Here is a 22,968-nt window from a genome sequence, read left to right on the forward strand (position 1 = left end):
GCCCAGATAGCTCAGTCGGTAGAGCAGCGGATTGAAAATCCGCGTGTCGGTGGTTCGATTCCGCCTCTGGGCACCACCTTTAAAAAACCTCGTCTTTGACGAGGTTTTTTTTCGTCACCACATTAGCGAGCCTTCGATAAGATAATCGTCGAGGATCTCGGTGAGAGCGTTAAGACCAGGACATTATCCCGTCGCTCAACCGTGCCGCCAGATAGGGCATTCTGGTAATCCAAGGCCTCAGTAGCAAGCGGCAACTCAACCCGCCTTGACTCATCAGCAAGATTAAATACGGCATAGCTGTCTTGCATCGTTCCAGGAATCCAACGTCGATAGCCCCAAGTCCGGGCGTCGTCGTCAACCAACACGTGTTCAACTTCGCCTCGCCTTAATTCAGGTCGCTGATTACGTAGTGCTGAAAGTTGCTGGTAATAGCGATGTAATGATTCATCGAAACGAACTTCATCATGCGGTCGGGAAGCGCCAAACGGATGGCTAACCTCCGTATCAAATTCAAACTCTGGCCAGATTAAGGGCTTTCGAGTATGCGGATCATCTGCACCCCACATCCCCATCTCGTCGCCCGCCCAGATTTGCGGAGCACCGATGTAACTAAACTGATGCGTAATGAGCAGGCGGACATCATTAAAGGCATCGCTACTCGGCCGCTCTATCCGATAGTCCCTATCGGGCGCCGGAGAGGCGTCTAGCTTATAAAGATTATCGTTATACAAAGAGGTTGAGAGCCTAGGTGAATCGTGGCTGGCGCTCATATTCATAAAGCTCATCAGCTGCTCCGGGGAAAGACCCTGCTTGATATCCTCCAAGCGATCTACCGCCGACGAAATAGCGAGCTCATCAGGAGCGTTTGCTATTAAGTGACGAGCAATCCGATACCAGCGATAATTCATATGCGCATCAAACATATCGCCTTCTAGATAAGGTGCTGGATCTAATAGTTCGTGAGGAAATTTCTCCCACCAAACTTCCCCAATCAAATAGGCTTCTGGGTTGATACTGCGGACATGCGCCCTAAACTCCCGCCAGAAGCCCAGCGGTAGTTCTGCTGCTACATCTAAGCGAAACCCATCTACCCCATCGCTTGGGTCTCCATCGCCGTTAGGATCAAGCCAACGACTGGCCACGGCAAAGATGTGCTCCTTTGCTTGCTCACTATAGATATTCCCCTCAAAGGCGAAGGTACGGTCACTGTGATCGGCGTATTCAGTTTCACGAATTTCGGGCAATGAGTGAACGCCTAACCAACCTCGATATTCAAATTCCGACGCTTCAGTGTCTGGGTCATCGAACTGTTTTACCCAGTACCACTCCGCGAACTCGGAGCTGGCTTGCTTCTGCAGCACGTCCTGCCAAGCCCAGAAGTTGATTCCCGTATGATTCCAAGAAAAATCCATAATCACGCGGATATCTCGTTGATGAAATTCATCCACTAACTCCACAAAATCTCTATCCGCATTGGTCCAGATCCAATTGTCACTGTTCAGGGGATCCTCTTCCTGCATCATTGTAACGTCTGCGCTGGGGTTAGGTCCGAAGTTGCGGTCAATGTGATGCCAACTAGCGGCATCGTATTTATGCAGCGATGGTGCATCGTTGAGAGGGTTAAAATAGATCGCGTTAACGCCAAGGGATTGGATGTAGTCTAGCTTTTGTCGGACACCCTCCAGATCACCGCCATAACGTCGCCAAGCAGACTTTTGATTAAAACTGGTGATTTCATTTCCATAGAAATCCTGACCTAGGTCACTGCCGGTGGCGTAATCGTCTAGCTGATACCAATCCTGTGTCCACGGCGTTATATGCCAATCTGCGGGAGCAGTGCCTGGATAGGCACCCTGAATATCCGCGAGGCGAGGATCATTTTCAGTATTTCCGTTATAGAAACGCTCCACGAATATTTGATACCAAATCGCGTCTAGCGCCCAATCAGGAGGAGCAGTAAAGTCAGATTGCGGCGCCTTGGCGTGAGCTGAGTCAGTCAAAGGAACATCACTCTCTCGCGGCTCAGGTTGAGTGGTATCACATGCGCTAAGCATGCCTAGTAAAGAAATACCGGCTATTAATAATCGCATTATTCGCCTCTCCGTAAGCGTTTAATTACTCTGGAGTGTAGCAAAGACAAAGCGCGGTGCTATCCCCCTTCTCTAGGGGGATAGTAGACGCTGAAGTTGATAGTGAAGGGAACTGAAAGCCGATTAAGCCATAAAACGCTTACCGCATCGATGGCAACACGAGTGACGTGACGCTATGACTCAATCAGCCCGAAATCGGCAGCCAAAATGTCAATGATTTCGGCCCTAGGGTTTGTCGAGAGGTTCAATTTTCGACCGATAATCCGTTCAACTGTCGTGACATAAGTAGTTGAAACATCCAGGAGAAAATTCGTCGGAAGCTCGTTCTCCGCTGCCAGTTTCTCGCGCTCATCCATACGCTCTTTATTCAAAAGAATATCAGCATCAGGAAAGTGATTGAGCAGACGCTGTCGGAAACCTTCCTTTGAATTTTCAATGATTTTTCCGTTAGCATGAGCGTTAATATCCCACATCCGCGATGAATCAGGCGTACCCACTTCATCCATATAAATCAGCTCTTGCTCACCGTTGCTGTTCGTCACATAGCCAAACTCAAACTTCGTGTCGACGAAGATTTGACCCGCCTCCGCGAGAGCACTTTCGATCAATCTAAAGCCCTCGCTCAAGCAGCGTTCATAGGTGCTGATGTCATCGACAGACAGGAAATTAAATGCTTCATGGTTAGCCACAATGTCAGCCCGACTGATATTCACGTCGTCAGCTTCAGGGACACCAGGGATCCCCCTTAGAATACCCTTTGTGGAAGGCGTAATGAGGAGTTCAGGAAGCTTTTGATCTTTCTCTAAACCTTCAGGCAGTTCAATGCCGCAAAAGTTGCGCTCGCCATTACTGTAAGCTCGCCACATTGAGCCGGTAATGTAATTCCTGGCAATGGCTTCGATTTTAACCGGCTTCGCTTTGCGAACAATCCAAACCAGTGGATGGGGCACCTCAAGGATATGACTATGAGCCAATCCATTTTCCTTAAATAGCTCAAACCAATGGTGTGAGATCGCGTTTAGGGCAGCGCCCTTACCTGGAACTCCCGCAAGTCCACCCTCACCCTGCCATATACAATCAAAAGCCGAGAGCCTATCACTAATCACCATGATCGCTAACGGTGTATCAACCGGCACATCGTAGCCTCGCTCACGAATCAGGCGAGCACTATCAGCTTCCGTCAGCCAGTAAACTGAGCGAACTTTACCCGAGTGAACTGGGGCATCGGTACGAATGGGTAGGTCATCATTGACAGCCAGAACCTGCTGGGCGATGGTCATGCGAAATCCTCTAAAAACATCATCTATGATGGGCAGGATAACTGAGCGAGCAAGGGTAGCAAGGGTATCGTTACTTTTGCCATAAACGGACGACACATTAAAATTCTTCTAGTGCCATGGGGGAATTAAAACGTTAGTAAGAAGGCCACCTAAATAAGATGAATCGCTCACAGCTCGTCAAAGCGAACCGAGCACAGTAGTTTTTTAGCTCCAGCAAAAAAATACCCTCCATCGCGAGATAGACAAACAAAAAGGGCGACTCAGTGAGCCGCCCTTAAGCAAAATAGAATAGCGTTCAAGTCCTAGCTTCCAGGAACTGAACTCACTCCTTGACCTGGCTTGCCATCAACTTGATACAAGCTTAAGTTATAATCACCTGTTCGTAGGGCACCGTTACCAGTCTCATCCAGCGGGAAGAGCTGCAGATTACCCGCTGCATCATAGCCAAAACTCAGTAGGTTTGGCGCACTGACTTCAAGGCGATAGATTCCATCAACAGGAAGCTCTGCATCAATTAATAACGCATCAAAACCTTCGAAGTTTTGGAAGTTTTCAGCAACCAACTCGCTAGAACCATCTCCCAACTCGCGATAGAGAGACACCGCTCCGATAACCGGCTCACCAACAGGAACATCAAAGCCATTGAATTCGGCGCTAACAAACGATCCACCTTTACCTCGGAAACGATAGTTATCAACCTCACCAGACTGACTAATTTGACCGCGGATAAGTGCCTCACGGATATCTAGCTTACCCCCTGCATTCTCGCCCTCAACTAGGGTATTAGGCGCAACAACTTTGCGAAGATGAACGAGTTTATTTCGACCCGTCACCGACGCCTCGGAAACTAAGCGAGGCCTCTCGCCCGCCGCCAACTTAATTACTGAACGTTCTGAGAAGAAACGATCTCTCAAAGTACTGTCCGATAGTCCAATACCAACGCTGGCTCCTGACGCCATCATATGAAGCTGCGCCTCATCACCTTCAGCGAGCCCGTCAAAAACGGGGAAGAAGTCAAAGGGAGATGGAACGCCCGTAGTAGGTATGCCGGTACCTGGCGAGCCAAACGAGTCATGATGACGCAGTCCAAGATTGTGTCCCAATTCGTGAGCCGCTGTATTTGAAGCTTGGTTAACGGTCGCCGTTGACAGCGCTGCTGCAACGTCACCGTTCTCAACCGGAATACCCGATAATGAGGTTAGGAAACTACCTGATGGGTCAAGCTGAGCGAATACAGACCAAAGGTTGGCGTCAACAAAGGCCGAGTCGTTGCGAACCTGGTTACCGATATCAATTCCCTGAGCCCGGCCAAATAGAATTCCGCTAGTGAAATCGATACAAATTTGATCTTCGCATTCGAAGTTCAGTGTCGAAAACTCCCCTTCTTCAGGGACCGATTGCGTAAAACTAATATCGAAGCCTGAATAATCCGCCTCTAGTCGGCGTTGGATTTCATCACGCTCAGTTGCGGAAAATTCGTAACTTGGAAATTGCGCCAACTGACCGCCAAATATGACAGCCCAGAAGAATGGCGAACTATTTTCAAAGTCAAGGTAGACAACTTGTGTATCATTGTTACCACTACCGATAGCCAGTCCCTGACCATTCGCGGCCGAACCATCTTGATTACCGGAGCTATTTAAACTCTTTCTTGCCTGAGCCTGGGCGCTATCCAACACCAGTTGAACTTGATCAGCGGTCAAGTTACGGCGATCAAAACAACCCGCCCCGCCACAATCATCAGTGATTAGTTTAAGTTCAGAGTAGTCAAACGTTTCCTGGGCAACCGCGAATGGTGATATCGCTAACGCTAATAGGCTTGGCGTTAAAATGTCCTTAATCTTCATGTATAGATCCCTTCTAATTACAAGTAATAAACTATTAGGATTCTGACAGCTTATGAGCTATTCGAATGAATCCATTATAAGTACTACTTTTAAGCAGCAGCTTATTGATTACGCAATTAAAAAGCTTATAGATCAATGAAAATATGATTCAATGCAGAATTTTGGTTATTTTATGCACAGAATTAGAGTGGGAATATAAAAGCTGAATTAGCCGTTTCAAAATGGTTAGGGCTTGAACTACTTGCTAGTAGTCCAAGCCTAATATTTTTTATTCCGCAGTCCAATCCGCACCGCGGATAGATAGCCAGCCGCGAAGCTTCAATTCGAGGATTTCATCACTATCGGCAGCTGGAATAATCAGGCGCGATCGAACCGAATCCGTTGGATAGATGCCTTCATTAGTCTGCACCTCAGGATCAACGAACTGTTCAGCAGCCCTCACCGCAGAAGGGTAGGCAATCTCATTCACAATCGCCGCATTCACTTCAGCATCTAACAGGAAGTTAATGAATTCATGGGCGCGCTCTGGGTTAGCAGCATTAGCTGGAATTCCAACCATATCAATCCAGAGGATGCTACCTTCGTCTGGAATGACATACTCGTAGTTATCACCATTATCAACTTCTGCAAACGCTGCAATAACATCGCCATTCCAAGCTACCGTCACACAGGTCTCACCGGAGGTTAACCCGTCCTCAAAATCCTCCATAGAGAATTGAACATAGCTCGACGCACGTTTGACGAGGTTTATCGCCTCTTGAATATCAGCCGTTGAGTCTGAATTAGGTGATTTCTCTAGCGCTAACAAAGCTAGCGGCAACATCTCGTCAGGTGAGTCCAAAAAGTTCACTCCGCAGCGTTGCAGCTTGCGCAGGTTCACCGGATCAAATAACTGTCCCCAACTGGTAAAACTAAAGTCTGGCCCCATAACCTGGGCCACTTTTGCTCTATCGACAGCAATACCCGTGGTACCCCAAAGGTAGGGCAGGCCAAAGCGGTTACCTGGGTCAATATCAGTTTGCATCCTCGCCAAAAAGCCGCGATCTAAATTAGTATAATAGTGCGGAATATTGCGCTTTTTAAGTGGCGTGAAGAGCCCGTCGCGAAGCTGTGATACAAAGAAGTTATCGGAAGGAAAAACGACATCCCACGCCTCTGAAGCGGTACGTAGCTCCCTATCAAGGCGCTCATTTGATTCATACTCTTCGTAAACGACGGTCACACCAGTTTTGGCTTCGAATTGAGCAATGGTGTCTTCGGCAACGTAATCTGACCAGTTGTAGACTCGCAGAGTTTCCGCTGTCGATAACGAAGATGCTAGAGCTAAGAAGGCAATTCCTCCGAGTTTTACTTTGAAGCGCATAAAATTTCCTATTACAACAAACAGCAGAAGTTATTATTAGGACTGATTCTAACTGTTAATGTGATCACAAATCCACCATTTAACCGAAAGAATACTTGATTTATTTTCGATAAAAAAAAGGCGCTCAAATGAGCGCCAACACACTGGGACGTGTCAAACTTATTTCGTTGTGAACTCTGGGTATGCCTCCATACCACATTCTGCGATGTCCACACCGCTAAACTCTTCTTCTTCCGTTACACGAATACCGAAAATCACTTTGATGAGCATCCACACGACGAGACTTGCTGTAAACACCCAAGCGAAGATTGTTGCGGCACCCACTATTTGTCCGAAGAACGTAGCGCCATCGTTAGTGATTGGCACTAATAGCAAACCAAGTAGGCCTACTGTTCCGTGAACCGAGATAGCACCTACCGGGTCATCAATTTTCAGTTTCTCCAACCCTAAGATTGAAAGGACAACTAGCACACCACCTGCAGCGCCAAATAGCGTTGCTTGGAGCGCGGTTGGTGTTGAAGGCTCTGCGGTGATGGCAACCAATCCAGCTAGTGCGCCGTTCAGTGCCATGGTTAAATCAGCCTTGCCGAACATTAGTCGTGCAAGTACTAGCGCTGCGACCAAACCGCCAGCCGCGGCTGCGTTAGTGTTCAAAAAGACCATCGCTACGCTATGTGCGCTTGAAGCATCACCCAGCTTAAGTACTGAACCACCGTTGAAGCCGAACCAACCCATCCATAGGATGAAGGTACCCAAAGTCGCTAACGGAAGGTTCGCGCCTGGGATAGCGTTTACTTGGCCATTCGAACCATACTTACCCTTACGAGCACCTAGAAGGAGTACACCTGCTAGTGCAGCTGCTGCACCGGCCATGTGAACGATACCCGAGCCAGCAAAGTCAGAGAAGCCAAAGTCATCACCCAGGCTGAATAGCCCAAATACATCCTGACCACCCCAAGTCCAGCTACCTTCAAGCGGGTAAATAACACCCGTCATCACTACCGTGAAAGCTAGGAAAGCCCAAAGTTTCATACGCTCAGCTACTGCACCCGAAACAATACTCATCGCTGTGGCAACAAATACTACCTGGAAAAAGAAATCCGAAGCCGCTGAATAAACCGACGATCCAGCAAAACCTTCTTCAGCTGAAGCAGCAAGGACTTCCTCTTGGCTAAATGCTTCGATTCCAGATAGGAACAAGCCACCATCATACATAATGGCGTAACCGCAGATCAGGTACATGGTGCAGGAAATAGCGAATAGCGCCACGTTTTTGGTAAGAATCTCAGTGGTGTTCTTTGAGCGAACTAGACCAGCTTCTAACATAGCGAAGCCAGCTGCCATCCACATTACTAATGCACCACACACTAGAAAATAAAAGGTATCCAATGCATATTGGATTTCATAGATCTCGTTCATTACGAGCCTCCAATGGTTCGTTATTAAATTAGCTTAAACTGCTTCGTTGCCGGTCTCACCGGTACGAATGCGGATAACTTCTTCTAGTTCACTGACAAAAATTTTGCCATCGCCGATCTTGCCCGTAGCGGCCGCTTGAACCACGGCTTCAGTGGTTGTATCCACCAATTCATTAGGCACCGCAATCTCAATTTTCACCTTCGGCAAGAAATCAACAACATACTCGGCGCCGCGATACAGCTCGGTATGTCCCTTTTGACGACCGAACCCCTTAACCTCGGTCACTGTGATGCCGTTAACACCAATTTCAGACAAGCTTTCTCGGACATCGTCCAGCTTGAAGGGTTTAATAATTGCAGTAACTAACTTCATAGTTTTCTCCCTCTCTGCGGGCACCGGAGTACCCACTAATTTCACTCTTGTATTAGTTGCCAATAGGCAAGCTGTAACCTACTAGGAACTGAACATCGTCAGAGTAGTTCGTCTCAATGCTGTCACCATAACTACCATCGGTGGTTAGAATTTTCGAAACGGTGAAAGACAACTCATCGGTCACTGCATAGCTAAGATCAAGGTGAACATAGCTACCATCGTCCATGCCGTCATCCCAAGCGTCATAACCGACTAGCGCAGAGAAAGCGCCAAACTCTCCCGAAAAGGTTAGGTAATCCCAATCGATATCTTCGTAGTCCGAACCAATTGTATGCATGTAACCTACGTAGAAGTTACCGAAGCCTACACCGGCAGTTAAATCCACATAATCGCCGAAGTCAGTATCTTCGTACTTGTAGAGAATGGCACCCACATCAATGGAAACATTCTCGGAGATAGCAAAGTTGTAATTCGGTACCAGATTCAGCTCATAACTCGTTGACGCTAAGCTACTGATCCATACAGAAGTTGAAAAACCGCCCGCGGTGTAATCAACCTGTCCCCAGAACTGAGGTGAATCAAGATCTAAACCACGAAGCAAATAGGCGCTTGATAGACCCGCTGAGCCGCTAATTGCGCTTTCCTCGGCTTGAGTACTAACGGATACTGAACCTAATAGTGCTGCTGTAAATGCGATGACCGACGCTTTTTTTGAAAACATGTTTACTCTCCCTGAAGATGTTTATTCATTTGGTCGAATCTTTGTTCGACCTTTACCCTATGCGTTTAAGTTTTTTCTACGAGCTACTTTGGCTCGCTCGAGCGCACTTCCTTGTCCACTCAATGATTGCAAAGCAGAATCCGTGCCAACTTTCCGCAAAGCACTGTTTTGAGGGCTTAACATAGTTAACGACCGTAAATTTTCCTTTCGATATCAATGCTCAAAGCTCGCACTTGAGCACCAATTTGGAATAACTGCACCACAATGGACACCATGGAATCGACCTGCCACACCCTACTTTTGGATAAAACTACCTCTAAGCTGAGCTGCCATCGAGGCTAAGATTTGCTAAAGTGGCGGTAACTAGGAGAGCCATTATGGAAAAGCTAAACTTCACAGCTATTACCAGCCAACTTACAGAAATCTTTAACAGCAGCGCCATCGACGATACTGAAGCGCACGTTAAGTCACTTCTTCAGTCTCAGTTACGAAAAATGGACGTAGTAAGCAGGGAGGAGTTCGACGCTCAACAGGCGGTGCTACTGCGCACACGTGAGCGCCTCCAACAACTAGAGCGTCAGTTCGAAGCGCTCGAGAAGCGCTAGACCTTTATTATCAAATGGCCGGATAGGCCAAATTGATAATCAACACCTGTTATGCCAATTACCAAGGAAGGTGCGATGGCCGTAGCAACAGTCTTCACTCGCGCGATGCGTGGGATAACAGCTGAATCGGTGAGTGTCGAAGTTCACCTCACCAATGGCCTACCCAATTTTTGTCTGGTCGGCCTCCCGGAGATGGCCGTTAAGGAATCGCGAGAACGGGTTCGCAGCGCACTCAAGAATAGTGGCTTTGAATTCCCCGTTAAGCGGATCACCGTCAATCTAGCGCCAGCCGATCTCCCCAAGCAGGGTGGACGTTACGACCTAGCCATTGCGCTTGGGATTCTCGCGGCCAGCCAACAACTCCCTCCTCACGCAATTGGCAACCGAGAATATTTGGGAGAGCTTGCACTCGATGGCAGCTTGCGAGTGGTCAATGGAACTCTTGCCGCCGCCATAGCAGCCAGATCCTGTGGCAGAACACTGGTCTGCCCTAGTCAGGCGCATGAGCCTGCTTCACTTTCCGCCAATGAAGTTTTCCACGCTAGCTCACTCAGATCACTTTGTGATCAGATAGCCCTTCAGCAACCGCTAACTCCCTGCCCGGAAGCGGTGAATGAATACACTGAGGACCAACCAGACCTGCGAGATGTAATCGGTCAACGTGACGCCAAATATGCCTTAACGCTGGCGGCAGCCGGTAGACATCACCTACTCTTTCACGGCATTCCTGGCGCCGGAAAGTCGATGTTGGCGAAGCGCTTAGCGCCTCTTCTACCGGAGTGTACACTGGCCGAATCACTGGAGATTCAGTCCGTTTACTCTGCGGTAGCTAAGACTCACCCCTTTGGTATACGCCCGTATCGGGCACCTCATCACTCTGCTTCTGCGGCCGCATTGATTGGTGGAGGAAACCCTCCTCAACCCGGTGAAATCACCTTTGCTCACGGTGGCGTACTTTTCCTCGATGAACTGGCCGAGTTCCCTCGCCATATTCTCGATCACCTTCGGGAGCCACTTGAGAATCGTCAAATTCAGATTTCACGTTCAGGTAGCCGAGTTAACTTCCCCGCCAACTTCCAGCTTATTGGCGCCACTAACCCCTGCCCCTGCGGGTATTTTGGCACTTCATCCTGTAGATGCTCAAAGGCACAGGTAGATCGATACCAAAGCAGGCTAAGCGGGCCGCTGCTAGATAGATTTGATCTGTTGATTGAATTGAAACCGGTCGCCATGAGTCAGTGGATTAACGGTGAAAACAGCGCACAGCCCTCAACAGAGGAAGTCCGTAACAGGGTGGCGATAGCACGCGCTCGGCAACTCAACCGACAGGGTTGTTATAATAGTGATTTGAATTCGGCCCAACTCCCAGAATACGCTCCGTTAACACTGACACTCAAGCAGCAGCTAGCAAAGGTTTGTGAGCAGCGGGGGTGGTCTATGCGCGCATGGGATAGAGTCCACCGTCTAGCGTTGACCATTGCGGATTTTCACGAGAGCGAGCAGATTGAGTTGAAGCACTTGATGCAGGCTATTCACTTTCGTTCGGCCTCGTTTGGCCAGAGTAACTAACCACTTAGTTTGCTAGCTGAGTGGCCGCCCAGCCCAAAGAAAATTAGTAGGGAACAACAGATAGTTGTCACTCCTTGGTTATGAGATGTTTTAACGACAACGCCAAACCTTGTGACACATCATTAAGGTTTTCAGTAAATTCACCGTGCGCTTGATCGCCGGCAGCATTGGCGATCACTTTTAAACCAGCCGCTTGGCCACCGAGTTCAAAAGCCACTTGAGCAATGGCAGCCAACTCCATTTCCTTTGCTGCAATATCTAAGCGCCGTAGGTTGCTAACGTCTCGCTCACTCATATCAAGCGAACTCCCTGTTGATACGCGCGCGCTGCGCGTCGAATCCGGAAGAAAGGGTAAAAGATCAAACAGTGGATAGTTACCGTCGGCGTAGGTGGAGAACGCCTTAAGCGGAATCCGATGATCATAAAAGGTTGCTGTGGTAGCTGCTGTAATCACATCGCCAACGGATAAACTACCGCACACCGCACCGCAGGTTCCTGCAGAAACTAGACAACTAGTTGGGGCTAATAACAGCGCCTCTCTCGCCATAACGGCGGCAGCGACTTGCCCAATACGATCACAGCCATGGCGTGAACTCACTCCAGCTATGACCACTAAACAACAAGCTCCTCCACAGGTCCAATTCAGAAATCGACTTGTGGAGGGAAAGCCCACCTCAATGGTTTCTGTCTGACCAAGGGCAAGGAAGGGTTCAGCCTCAGATTCCATGGCGAACAGAATCGTAAAGGTAGGTGGTGGAGATAACGGTAACGCCAAGTAATTAGACAAGGGTAACTTCCCATAAATTCGTGTATCTGATACTCGTTTAACAAGCCCTTTGAGTTTACAATAACGTTCCCCGAAGGAGCTAGCCCATTGTCTAAACTAAATCCCCGCCAGGCCGAAGCCGTAAAATATATCGATGGCCCGCTATTGGTATTGGCCGGCGCAGGGTCCGGCAAAACAAGTGTTATCACCCGCAAGATAGCCTATTTAATCGAAGAGTGCGGCTATCCTGGGCACGCCATTGCTGCGGTGACCTTTACCAACAAAGCCGCGCGAGAAATGAAGGAACGCGTTGGCCAGCTGGTAGACAAAAAGAAACTTCGTGGGTTAATGGTCTGTACCTTTCATACCCTCGGCCTGACTATTATTAGGCGTGAACTCAAGACCCTAGGCTATCGGCCTGGATTTTCCATCTTTGATCAGTCAGATGCCTTAGCCCTGCTTAAAGAGCTCATGATGAAAGATGGTGATATCGATATGGATCACGTAGCAATGATTCAGAATATGATATCCAACTGGAAGAACGAACTCATATCCCCTGAGAAGGCGCTTTCGATGGCCGGCTCTCAAGGGGAGCAGCAGATTGCGATCATCTATCAGAGTTATAATCGCGCCCTGAAGGCCTACAATGCCTTTGACTTTGACGACCTTATTTTACAGCCGAGCCTACTCTTCGACGAACACTCGGATATTCTTGAACGCTGGCGCGCCAAACTTCGCTACCTCCTCATAGACGAATACCAGGATACCAATGGCGCCCAATATCAGCTGATTCAAACGCTGTTAGGTAACCGTGGTGGACTCACCGTAGTAGGTGATGACGACCAGTCCATCTATGCGTGGCGCGGGGCAAGACCTGAGAACATAGCTCAACTGAGTAAGGATTACCCTGGCCTACACGTGGTTAAACTGGAGCAGAACTATCGTTCCACCAGCCGCATCCTAAAGGCCGCTAACCACCTTATTGATCATAACCCTCACGACTTCAACAAGAAGCTCTGGAGTGAAATGGGTTACGGTGACCCCATCCGAGTAATCCGCACCGCTAACGAAGACGCTGAATGCGAGCGAGTAGCAACGGAAATCATGGATCAACGCTTACGTACCGGCGGGAAATATAGTGATTTCGCAGTTTTATACCGCGGCAACCATCAGTCTCGCCTCTTGGAAATGAAGCTTCAGCAGTTCCAGGTTCCCTACGTTATGTCCGGCGGCACGAGCTTCTTCTCGCGCCAAGAGGTAAAGGATGCGCTGGCGTATTTGCGCTTGCTTGTAAACCCTACGGACGATAATGCGTTTTTACGTATTATCAACGTTCCGCGCCGTAAAATTGGTCCCAGTACGCTAGAGAAGTTGGCGGGAATTGCCGTACAGCGAGAGCAGAGTCTGTTTAATACCTGCGGTGACGCTGAGGCCTTGAATCACAACTTTGCGCCAGAAGCCGCTAAACGACTATTCGACTTTCACGACTGGATAAGTGGCGTGCGTCAGCGCGCCGATGACGGTGACCCTATTGCTGCAGTGAAAGCCATGATCGACGAGTCGGATTATGAGAACTGGCTGCACCAAAATGCATCGTCTCCCAATGTCGCTGAGAAACGGATGGGCAATGTTCACTCTCTGGTAGACCAGCTTAAACAGACCTTAGGTTGGCTTCAGGAAGACGACCCGGATGCCGACCTGGAGGCGGTGATCAACCGACTACTTCTTCGCGATATGCTGGAGCAACAGGAGGAAGAGGATGATTCAGATCGAGTACAGTTACTCACTATTCACGCCTCTAAGGGTCTGGAGTATCCTAACGTCTTCTTACTAGGCTGGGAGGAGGAAATTCTCCCGCACCGCTCTTCAATCGAGGAAGGTAGTGTTGAGGAAGAGCGACGATTAGCCTATGTAGCAATAACGAGAGCTAAGCGAAACTTAACCATCACGCTAGCAGCCAAGCGCAAACAATTCGGTGAATGGCAAAGCTGTCAACCTTCTCGCTTTCTTGATGAACTTCCCGAAGAAGATATTGATAAACTCGGCTTTGGAACGGATACCGAAAAAGCGCAAAATAAAGAGCGCGGGAGAGAAACACTGGCCTCTCTGAGAGATTTACTTAAAAAATAGCCTAAAAAAATGGCGAGTATCACATCGATAACTCGCCATCCTAAAATCAATTTTTGTTGCCGACTTCTAGCTTAGTTTTTACGCCAAAGCTTCTAGACCAAAAAAAGCTTCTAGACTAAAAAGTCTTCTAGGCTAAATAGTCCGAAGCACGCGATCGCCAATCATCAGAAAACGCGATCGCCTTTCGAGCATTCGTATCAAATAAGACCGACGTGCTCTCAAGCGTTGCTACTAGCTCTTCCGTCTGGCTGTTATACATGCTGTACAACACCGTCATCGATTTACCACCTAGCTTCGTTAACTGAGCGGACACCGATAGCAATTCGCCACTACCGACTTCAGCTTGGTACTCAATGACGTGCTTTACATCAGCGAAACCAATTCCATTATCTTTAACTTGGGTAGCGGTCCAGCCGAACACTTTATGCAAAAAATGATAACTCGCGTCATCAAACATCGCCATGTAGTGGCGCGTGGTAAGATGCAGCATCGCGTCGCACATCCAAGGATGAGCGACCGCCTGAAAAACAACGTTATTAATAGCCATTAATTTTGTCCTAAAGCTGGTTCAAACGCAGCAGCCTAATCTAAACGGATTAGCTTACTAGCGCCGCTGCCGTATTGAAGGCTTTGATCTTAGCTTCTTGCTTAACCAAGCCTAACTGCTCTCTTGCTTGAGCTGGAGTTTGAATGCTCGCACCCATAAGCTCAACAATATTGCGGGCTCGTTCGACCAGTTGCGCGTTAGTAGCCAACTCACCACGGCTTAAGAAAAGGTTATCTTCAAGGCCAACTCGGACATTTCCGCCCAACAACGCCGCCTGAGCAACCATCGGCATTTCCATAGCGCCCAAGCCAAAGCCTGCCCAGTTAGCTCCCGCAGGTAGGTTCGCAACCATTGTTTGGAAGTTCTGAGTGCTAGCCTCGGCACCCCAACGAACACCCATACATACCTGGAATAACGGTGGAGCTTTAAGCAAGCCCTCTTCCATCATCTGCTTAGCGAACCATACATGGCCGAGATCAAAGACCTCTAGTTCTGGTTTTACATCAACGTTTAAGAGGCGTTTCGCACCTAGGCGAAGCATGTCTGGAGTAGAAACGTAAACGTAGTTACCTGCAGGGTAATTGAAGGAACCACAGTCTAACGAGCAAATCTCAGGTAATAATGTTTCGATGTGAGCCTGGCGTTCAATCTGACCGACTAAATCGGTTTCAACACCAAGGTCTAAGGGGTTGTCATCAGGCCCCAAGTAGAGGTCGCCGCCCATTCCCGTGGTTAGGTTGATCACGACATCCGTATCGGCTTCACGAATACGCTCAACGACTTCCTGATAAAGTTCAAGCTTTCGACTTGGAGCTCCGGTCTTTGGATCACGAACATGAATATGAGCAATTGCAGCACCCGCCTTAGCGACCTCAATGGCATCTCGAGCGATTTCGGCTGGAGTGATTGGTAAATGAGGCGTTTTCTCAGCGGTGTCGCCAGAACCAGTAATTGCTGCTGTAATAATAATACTTCTGTTCATGATATCCCTTTGAGCTCTATCCGTCTGGCTGAATCCTAACGGTTAGATTTAATGAAGAACTTCCGAGAAAATTCAGCTACTATCTATCATTTATGGAAAAAAATTAGCACTACTTTAACCTCTTACCATCCGATAAACAATTTGAGTTCTACCTAATTAGGTAGTGGTTTCCCCAAACTGACGTAGACCTTAAGGATTAAATTCATGGATAGTAGCTCCGAAAGCGCTGATAACAATAACCTTCAACCACATCGTGTCAGTCATGTGTTTATCATTTCGAGCGCACTCTTAGTGGCACTCATTGTTCTTGCCGTTAGCGCTCCTTCTTGGACTGAACACGCCTTTGTCGCCGCTCAGAGCCAAATAGTTGATTCGGCTAGCTGGTTTTATGTTCTGGTTGTCGCTTCAATCGCCATCGCGCTAATTTACTTCGCGGCTAGTAGCATAAGTGATGTTCGCCTTGGCCCCGATGATTCCCGACCCGACTACTCCTATCCAACTTGGTTCTCCATGCTGTTTTCCGCAGGTATCGGTATTGGCCTGCTATTCTTTGGTGTCGCGGAACCGGTGATGCATTATTTAATGCCCCCCGAAGGTACCCCAGAAACCATTGCGGCCGCGGAACAGGCGTTAGAAATCACGTTCTTCCACTGGGGTTTGCATGCTTGGGGAATCTATGCGCTCGTTGGTTTGGCGCTTGCCTACTACGGTTATCGCCACAACTTACCTTTTACCTTACGGTCTACCCTGTACCCAGTTTTAGGTGACAAAATCTATGGGCCAATAGGCGATTCCGTTGATATCTTCGCCATTATTGGTACGGTGCTCGGCGTCGCCACGTCCCTCGGATTCGGTGTCGCACAAATTAACGCGGGTCTTCACTATCTTTTCGGTGTACCGAATTCCATTAGCATTCAAGCGGGGATAATTGTAGGCGTAACCATCCTTGCTACGATTTCCGTACTATCTGGCCTCAATAGGGGCATCCGTATCCTATCGCAGGTCAACATGTCGCTGGCCGTGCTATTACTCATTCTTGTCTTTACCACTGGTGAAACAGTGCATCTGATGCAGACACTGATGCAGAACATCGGCACCTACCTCTCTGGCGTTGTGGATAAGACCTTCGATTTATATGCCTACGCGCCCAATGATTGGATTGGCGGATGGACGTTATTCTACTGGGGATGGTGGATTTCATGGTCGCCATTTGTGGGCATGTTTATTGCCAAAATTTCACGCGGTAGAACTATTCGCGAATTCATTCTCGGGGTCATTCTAATTCCCGTTGGTTTTACCTTTACTTGGATGACCGTCTTCGGTAACAGCGCGATTAACTTGATCCGCGAACATGGGCCGTCACTCTCGGGAGCTGTGCTCGAAAATAATGCCATTGCGCTATTCAAATTCCTCGAGTATTACCCGATGACTGAAATTGTGTCACTCATCGCGATTGTTATGATTGTCATTTTCTTCGTAACCTCTGCGGATTCGGGCGCTTTGGTGGTCAATATGCTGGCAGCCAAGGGGAATGAGAACAATCCCGTTTGGCAGCGCATCTATTGGTCATTTTCGATTGGTCTACTCGCCATGCTATTGCTCTACGCAGGCGGGCTAAAGAGTTTACAAACGGCTACCATTATTAGCGCGCTCCCATTCTCGGTAGTGTTAGCACTCATCGTTATATCCCTCTTCAAGTCGCTCAATACTGAGAAATTAAAGCGACAGAGCATGCAGCACAGTATGAACACTACACCCCACGATGAAGATATCGACTGGCGAGAGCGGATTAATCGGTTAAATATGACGAGCACTGCTGACGAAGTACGCACCTTTATTAATGTAGTGGGTGTACCGGCGCTCACGGAACTCCATGAAGCCTTTGATGAACAATCAGTGGATAGCGAACTAACCATTGAGGAAGACTCAGTCACGTTGGCAGTTAAACTCGATGATGGAACAAGTTTCGCTTATCAATTGAAGTTGCGTGAAATGGATGAAGATGAGGATGTGCCTGCTGAGACCGCTGGCGCTCGTTGTGAAGTCTATCTGCGCGAAGGATTTCAGCACTATGACCTCATGGGCTACAGCGAACAACAGATTATCAACGACATGCTCAATCACTGTGAAAAGCATGGCTATTTCGTCCATCTAGCTCGCAAACTCTAGGGCGTCGATTAGCACATTACCGGTACAGTCAGCACTGTTCCGGTTAATGAGGATCAAAGCCTTATCCAAAAAAAATGCCGCGAGTCATCTCGCGGCATTTTTTCTTAACGACTATAAATACTGAATCAATATAAAATTATTACTTTGAGTTCTCTAGCATGTAGTCGATAGCACCGTGAATTTCCTCGTCCGAACAGTCCATACACAGGCCCTTAGCAGGCATCGCATTGATACCATTAATCGCATTGCTGTAAAGGGTTTCTAGGCCTTTACTTGAAAGACGATTACTCCAGTCGGCCGCGTCGCCAAACTTAGGAGCTCCACTCACACCCGAAGCATGACAAGCACCGCAGGAAGCAGTATAAACCTGTTCTCCTGAACGAGGTTCCGCTGATGCACTCGGCGCGGGAGCGGCGGCACAGGGATCACCGACCAGACAAATACTCGCAGGCGATTCTGTACGCTCTTTGATGCTATTAGTTACATCGTCCGCAATACTGGAATTAAAACCTAAGACAACCACCAAAACTGCGCTTAACTTAATAAATACTTTCACTGAGAATCCCTCAACTCTAGGTCACTAAAAACAACATCAAGATTCTAACGCCTTTATCAAGAATTCGCCACGCTAATAACGCGCGGCGACGTTCTAACTATTAATTAGGCGATTTCTCGTCACTAATTCCCTTCACTCGTTCTCGAACAGACTGAATACCCGCAAAGAAAATTGGTATCAATACGGTACCTATCACCAAAGCCGCCAACATGCCTGAGAACACGGTAAGGCCCAGGCCTCGCTGTGAAAACATCCCTGCACCCGACGCCATTACCAGCGGAAGAATACCTAAAATGAACGAGATGGCAGTCATACAAACCGCTCGAAAGCGCAGATGAGCACCGTTAATCGCGGCGTCTTGAATGGAATCACCTTCCTTCTCTCGTCGCTCTCTCGCAAACTCTACAATCAAGATTGCGTTCTTCGCGGCCATACCAATGAGAAGAACAAAGCCCACTTGCGCATAGAGTGTCATCTTACTAACACCCAAGAATATACCAATAGTTTTAAGTCCAACTAAGGCACCTGCAATGGCCACCGGCACAACAAGAATAATGGCGATAGGAATAGTCCAGCTCTCATACTGAGCAACCAGGAACAAATAGATAAAGACACTAGCCAATATAAACGCGACGACGGCTAGGTTACCTGCCGCAGCCTGTTGATAGCTCATCCCTGTCCACTCAGTCCGATACCCATCAGGAAGCAGTTCGGCTGACTTCTCCTTAATCATTTCCATCACCGCGCTTGAGGCAGCACCCGGCGCAATATTTACTCGAATGGATGCCGCGCGGAAACTATTGTGACGCGTTACTACATCGGGACCCAAGATTGGTTCAATCTCAACGAGTGACCCTAATGGAACCATTTCGTCATTCTTAGTACGCACTTCCAGGGAGTTAATATCGTTAATTTCGTCTCTGAATTCGGGCTCTGCCTGCATCATCACTCGGTAGGTTTGACCATATATCGAAAAGTCATTGACGTACATTGAGCCAAGATTTGTCTGTAACACGCCGAAGACTTCCGTCAACGTAATGCCAAGACTCTTAACCTTGTCTCGGTCGATATTGATAAAGTATTGTGGCACATTGGCGCGATAGGAAGTTGAAGCATTGCCGACCAAAGGCGAGGCGTTAAGTTCACCCAAAAGCGTCTGCAAGTTTCCAGCTAGCTCCTCATAGCTTCCGCCCGTTGTATCTTGGACAACAAACTCCACGCCGCCAGTTAAGCCCATACCCGGTAGAGTTGGTGGCGGGAAGAAGTAGATCTCCGCTTCGGGAATAGTCTCCGCAGCTTTTTGCATGAGAGACATACCCACCATTGCTGAAAGATTCTCGTATCCCGGTCTCTCATCCCACGGTGTTAAGACTAAGAAACCGGCGCCGGCGTTACTCTGGGCGGCACCGTTAAAGATAGAAAACCCAGTGATAGTCGTACTACTTTCAATTCGGGTTTCTTCACTGATTAATTGAGTGATCGTCTCCATCACCTCTGTGCTTCGAGAAATTGAAGCGGAGTCAGGTAATTGGACGTTCATCATCAAAACACCCTTATCCTCATACGGCACAAAGTCACTGGGGAGCGTCTTCGCTAACCAACCCGCGCCCACCATCGTGAGAACGAAGAAAATAACCACTGTTTTTCCACGGACAAGAAAGTGTTTTACCGAACTGACGTACCCATTGGTAATTCGATCAAAAATTTCATTAAACTTTGCATACCAGCGAGCTTGGTTCTGGTTCTTCCGGAGTAACAGTCCTGCTAACGCTGGGGATAATGTCAGAGCGTTAATTGACGAGATCACTACCGCCACACAGATCGTCACAGCGAACTGATTGTACATAACACCCGTGATACCCGGCAGCATAGCCGTCGGCACGAATACAGCGAGTAATACAAGTGTTGTAGCCACTACCGGACCAGTCACCTCATCCATGGTTTTAGTGACCGCCTCCTTGGGAGTCATCTCACCTTCACGCAAATGACGGTCCGTATTCTCGACCACCAAGATAGCATCATCCACCACGATACCGATCGCCAGAATTAAACCGAAGAGCGTCACCGTGTTGATACTCATATCGATGGCATACATGACGGCTAAGGTACCCACCAGACTAACTGGGACTGCAACCGCCGGAATAATTGTGGAACGCCAGTCGCCCAAGAACATAAAGGTAATTAAAATAACTAAACCCACTGCCTCCATAAGCGATTGAATCACCTGCTGGATCGAGACATCAACATAGCGAGTGGTATCGTAACCAATTGAGTATTCCAGTCCCTGTGGAAAGGTTTCGCTCAGGTCGGCCATTAAAGCTTTTACATTCTCTGCCGTCTCAAGCGCATTGGCGCCAGGCAATAGATAGATCATGATAACAGCGCTAGAATCACCGTCCTTTTCCGCCGAGATATCATAGCTAAGACCGCCAAGTTCAACGCGTGCCACGTCCTTGATACGCAACATTGAGCGATCTTCGTCAACGCGAAGCACAATATTGCCAAACTCTTCTTCATCAGCTAAACGGCCCTGAACTCGCAGCGAGTATTCGGTGACGAGTTCGCCTTCGAAGGGTGGAGCGCCAATTTTACCAGCTGGGGTTTGAACATTTTGCTCTCGAAGCGCATCGGAAATATCATCACGAGATATTCCATAAGACGCCATTTTGAAGGGGTCTAACCAAATACGCATTGAGTAATCAGAACCACCGAAGGTGTCTGCACTCGAGACGCCATGGACACGCTTGATGGCATTTTGGATATTAATTTTGGTGTAGTTAGAAATGAAAAGATCGTCGAGACTGCCATCCGGTGAATAAAGGTTAATGGTGAACAGAATGTCTGGAGATTTTTTATTAACCGTAATCCCTTGAGTTCGAACATCCTGAGGCAGCATTGGTTCCGCTGATGAGACTCGGTTTTGCACCAAAACCTGAGCCATATCGACGTCAGTTCCCACATCAAATACAACGCTCAATTCGTAAGAACCGTCATTGCCGCTCTGTGAGGTCATGTAAGTCATGCCCTCTACGCCATTTACCTTATCCTCGATAATCTGAGCAACACTTTCCTCCATAACTTCTGCCGAAGCACCAGGCCAAGAAGTGTTCACACTAACTTGAGGTGGAGCAACCTCTGGAAATTCGGCGATAGGTAAGACCCGCAACGCGATTAAGCCTGCCAAGCTAATCACGATGGCAATGACCATCGCGAATTTAGGTCGGCTAATGAATGCCTTAGATATCATTTTCTTACTCCTGCCCTGCAATCTTGACAGAAACTTCCTGACCTTCTCTAACTCGTTGGATGCCGTTTATGATAACTAAAGCGCCTTCCTCTAACCCCTCTTCAATCACCACATTTTCAGCTAGCCGTTGCCCAGTAACAATGTTGGTCCGACTCACGGTGTTATCTCTAAGGACTTCCAAGACATAAGTACCGCGTTGATCAACTTGTACCGCGGCTTGAGGGACCACTAATGCCGACTCTGTTGCAGTCGATGTAAGTCGAGCCGTTACGAACTGTCCAGGCCGAAGCGTATCATTTGGATTCGGAACCGTAGCGCGAACTTCAACGGTAGCCGTGCTCTCATTAACACGGTTAGCGATGTAGTCAATGTAACCAACTTCGCTATAAACGTCGCCATTGCTAAATACTAATTCAACATCAGCTGCGCCTGATAACGAGTCATCTTCTAAGCCATTTTGCGTAGCACGATACCACGCAGCCTCGCTAATCTGGAAAATGACATCCATCATATTACCGCCGATCAATATTGCCAGCGGGCCACTATCCGGGCCAACAACCTCACCCAAGTTAAAGTTTGAGCGGCTCATACGGCCAGTCGTTGAGGCCCTAATAGTCGCGTGATCTAAATCCACTTGAGCTCGCTCTAGATTGGCTTCAGCGCTACGAAGCTGAGCTGCAGCAGTATTAACGTCAGACTCAATTTGATCAAATTCGGACTGAGAAATATAACCATCTTCGATTAATGCAAGAGCTCGATTTAACGTCTTTCGATTATTATCTAACGTAGACTTAGCGCGAAGTCTTTCAGCATCATACGATGCCACCGTTGCCGCATAACTTGATGGATCGATATCAAATAATGGATCTCCGGCACTAACCACTCTACCCTCTTCAAAATGAATGGCTTGTAACTCCCCCGATACCAAAGCGGTAATTTGTACCTCATTACGTGATTCCAAACGCGCATTGAAACTACCGACGGGATTATATTCAATCATTTGAGCTTCTTGAACAAACACCTGTGGGGCAGGCGCTTCCGCTTCTTCTTTCCCGCCGCAACCGGTGAGAAAACCAAATATGATTACCAGGGAAACCGGTATGGTATGTCTCATTAATAGCTCCAAAAAATGATATCAGTGGTTAAGGTTAATGCGTTACTAAACTATAGATGATAGTGATGTTTCGTCAAAGAATAGACGAATAAGCGCTGACGCTCTAATAGTTTACCTATCAATAGTTTAGCAACTAAGCTAATGATTAGCCAAACCCGCTGAACATAAAGGTCTAAGCGGTAGCTTTAGGG

Annotated in this window: 17 protein-coding genes and 1 tRNA gene; 5 read left to right on the forward strand and 13 right to left on the reverse strand. The window is 48.1% G+C overall.

The genetic code is table 11. From position 1 onward, the window contains the following. A tRNA-Phe gene (locus Q0698_RS09815) sits at positions 1-76 on the forward strand. 46 nt (positions 77-122) lie between these two features. Here Q0698_RS09815 and Q0698_RS09820 read toward each other — a convergent pair. From Q0698_RS09820 to Q0698_RS09850, 7 genes are all read right to left on the reverse strand, one after another. Next, positions 123-2,090: an alpha-amylase family glycosyl hydrolase gene (locus Q0698_RS09820; RefSeq protein ID WP_298636290.1), complete on the reverse strand. Its 1,968-nt coding sequence runs from the start codon at positions 2,088-2,090 to the stop codon at positions 123-125. Positions 2,091-2,263: 173 nt separating this feature from the next. After that, complete coding sequence (locus Q0698_RS09825) at positions 2,264-3,370, reverse strand: phosphoribosylaminoimidazolesuccinocarboxamide synthase (RefSeq protein ID WP_298636464.1); 1,107 nt, start codon at positions 3,368-3,370, stop codon at positions 2,264-2,266. Positions 3,371-3,672: 302 nt separating this feature from the next. Beyond that, complete coding sequence (locus tag Q0698_RS09830; RefSeq protein ID WP_298636292.1) at positions 3,673-5,217, reverse strand: hypothetical protein; 1,545 nt, start codon at positions 5,215-5,217, stop codon at positions 3,673-3,675. Positions 5,218-5,485: 268 nt separating this feature from the next. After that, positions 5,486-6,580, reverse strand: a complete 1,095-nt coding sequence (locus tag Q0698_RS09835) for an extracellular solute-binding protein (RefSeq protein ID WP_298636294.1) — start codon at positions 6,578-6,580, stop codon at positions 5,486-5,488. A 159-nt stretch (positions 6,581-6,739) separates the two neighbouring features. Continuing rightward, positions 6,740-7,999, reverse strand: a complete 1,260-nt coding sequence (locus Q0698_RS09840; protein ID WP_298636295.1) for an ammonium transporter — start codon at positions 7,997-7,999, stop codon at positions 6,740-6,742. Between the two features lie 33 nt (positions 8,000-8,032). After that, positions 8,033-8,371 carry a P-II family nitrogen regulator gene (locus Q0698_RS09845; RefSeq protein WP_298636298.1) on the reverse strand — a complete coding sequence of 113 codons (339 nt, stop codon included), beginning with the start codon at positions 8,369-8,371 and terminating at the stop codon, positions 8,033-8,035. A 52-nt stretch (positions 8,372-8,423) separates the two neighbouring features. Then, positions 8,424-9,092, reverse strand: coding sequence for a hypothetical protein (locus Q0698_RS09850; RefSeq protein ID WP_298636299.1), 669 nt, complete (start codon positions 9,090-9,092; stop codon positions 8,424-8,426). A 377-nt stretch (positions 9,093-9,469) separates the two neighbouring features. Between Q0698_RS09850 and Q0698_RS09855 the strand changes: the two genes are divergently transcribed. Beyond that, positions 9,470-9,697: an accessory factor UbiK family protein gene (locus Q0698_RS09855; protein ID WP_298636301.1), complete on the forward strand. Its 228-nt coding sequence runs from the start codon at positions 9,470-9,472 to the stop codon at positions 9,695-9,697. Between the two features lie 75 nt (positions 9,698-9,772). After that, positions 9,773-11,266: a YifB family Mg chelatase-like AAA ATPase gene (locus Q0698_RS09860; protein WP_298636303.1), complete on the forward strand. Its 1,494-nt coding sequence runs from the start codon at positions 9,773-9,775 to the stop codon at positions 11,264-11,266. A gap of 67 nt (positions 11,267-11,333) precedes the next feature. On the opposite strand, the gene Q0698_RS09865 is transcribed toward Q0698_RS09860, so the two are convergent. Further along, on the reverse strand, positions 11,334-12,053 hold the full coding sequence (locus tag Q0698_RS09865) for a hypothetical protein (protein WP_298636305.1): 720 nt from the start codon (positions 12,051-12,053) through the stop codon (positions 11,334-11,336). Between the two features lie 87 nt (positions 12,054-12,140). On the opposite strand from Q0698_RS09865, the gene rep reads away from it, so the two are divergent. Further along, positions 12,141-14,162: a DNA helicase Rep gene (gene rep / locus Q0698_RS09870; RefSeq protein ID WP_298636307.1), complete on the forward strand. Its 2,022-nt coding sequence runs from the start codon at positions 12,141-12,143 to the stop codon at positions 14,160-14,162. A gap of 127 nt (positions 14,163-14,289) precedes the next feature. Here rep and Q0698_RS09875 read toward each other — a convergent pair whose 3' ends face one another. After that, positions 14,290-14,709 (reverse strand): acyl-CoA thioesterase, encoded by a 420-nt coding sequence (locus Q0698_RS09875; RefSeq protein WP_298636309.1) that lies wholly within the window; start codon positions 14,707-14,709, stop codon positions 14,290-14,292. A gap of 49 nt (positions 14,710-14,758) precedes the next feature. Next, positions 14,759-15,691: a 3-keto-5-aminohexanoate cleavage protein gene (locus Q0698_RS09880; RefSeq protein WP_298636311.1), complete on the reverse strand. Its 933-nt coding sequence runs from the start codon at positions 15,689-15,691 to the stop codon at positions 14,759-14,761. A 204-nt stretch (positions 15,692-15,895) separates the two neighbouring features. Between Q0698_RS09880 and Q0698_RS09885 the strand changes: the two genes are divergently transcribed. Then, a complete protein-coding gene (locus Q0698_RS09885; protein ID WP_298636314.1) occupies positions 15,896-17,860 on the forward strand; it encodes a BCCT family transporter in 1,965 nt (654 codons plus the stop codon). A gap of 139 nt (positions 17,861-17,999) precedes the next feature. On the opposite strand, the gene Q0698_RS09890 is transcribed toward Q0698_RS09885, so the two are convergent. From Q0698_RS09890 to Q0698_RS09900, 3 genes are all read right to left on the reverse strand, one after another. Next, positions 18,000-18,416, reverse strand: a complete 417-nt coding sequence (locus Q0698_RS09890; RefSeq protein ID WP_298636316.1) for a cytochrome c5 family protein — start codon at positions 18,414-18,416, stop codon at positions 18,000-18,002. A 100-nt stretch (positions 18,417-18,516) separates the two neighbouring features. Then, complete coding sequence (locus Q0698_RS09895) at positions 18,517-21,663, reverse strand: multidrug efflux RND transporter permease subunit (RefSeq protein ID WP_298636318.1); 3,147 nt, start codon at positions 21,661-21,663, stop codon at positions 18,517-18,519. 4 nt (positions 21,664-21,667) lie between these two features. After that, on the reverse strand, positions 21,668-22,777 hold the full coding sequence (locus tag Q0698_RS09900) for an efflux RND transporter periplasmic adaptor subunit (protein ID WP_298636319.1): 1,110 nt from the start codon (positions 22,775-22,777) through the stop codon (positions 21,668-21,670). Between the last annotated feature and the right edge of the window lie 191 nt (positions 22,778-22,968).

This window comes from uncultured Umboniibacter sp. (assembly GCF_947497555.1).
Taxonomy (GTDB): domain Bacteria; phylum Pseudomonadota; class Gammaproteobacteria; order Pseudomonadales; family DSM-25080; genus Umboniibacter.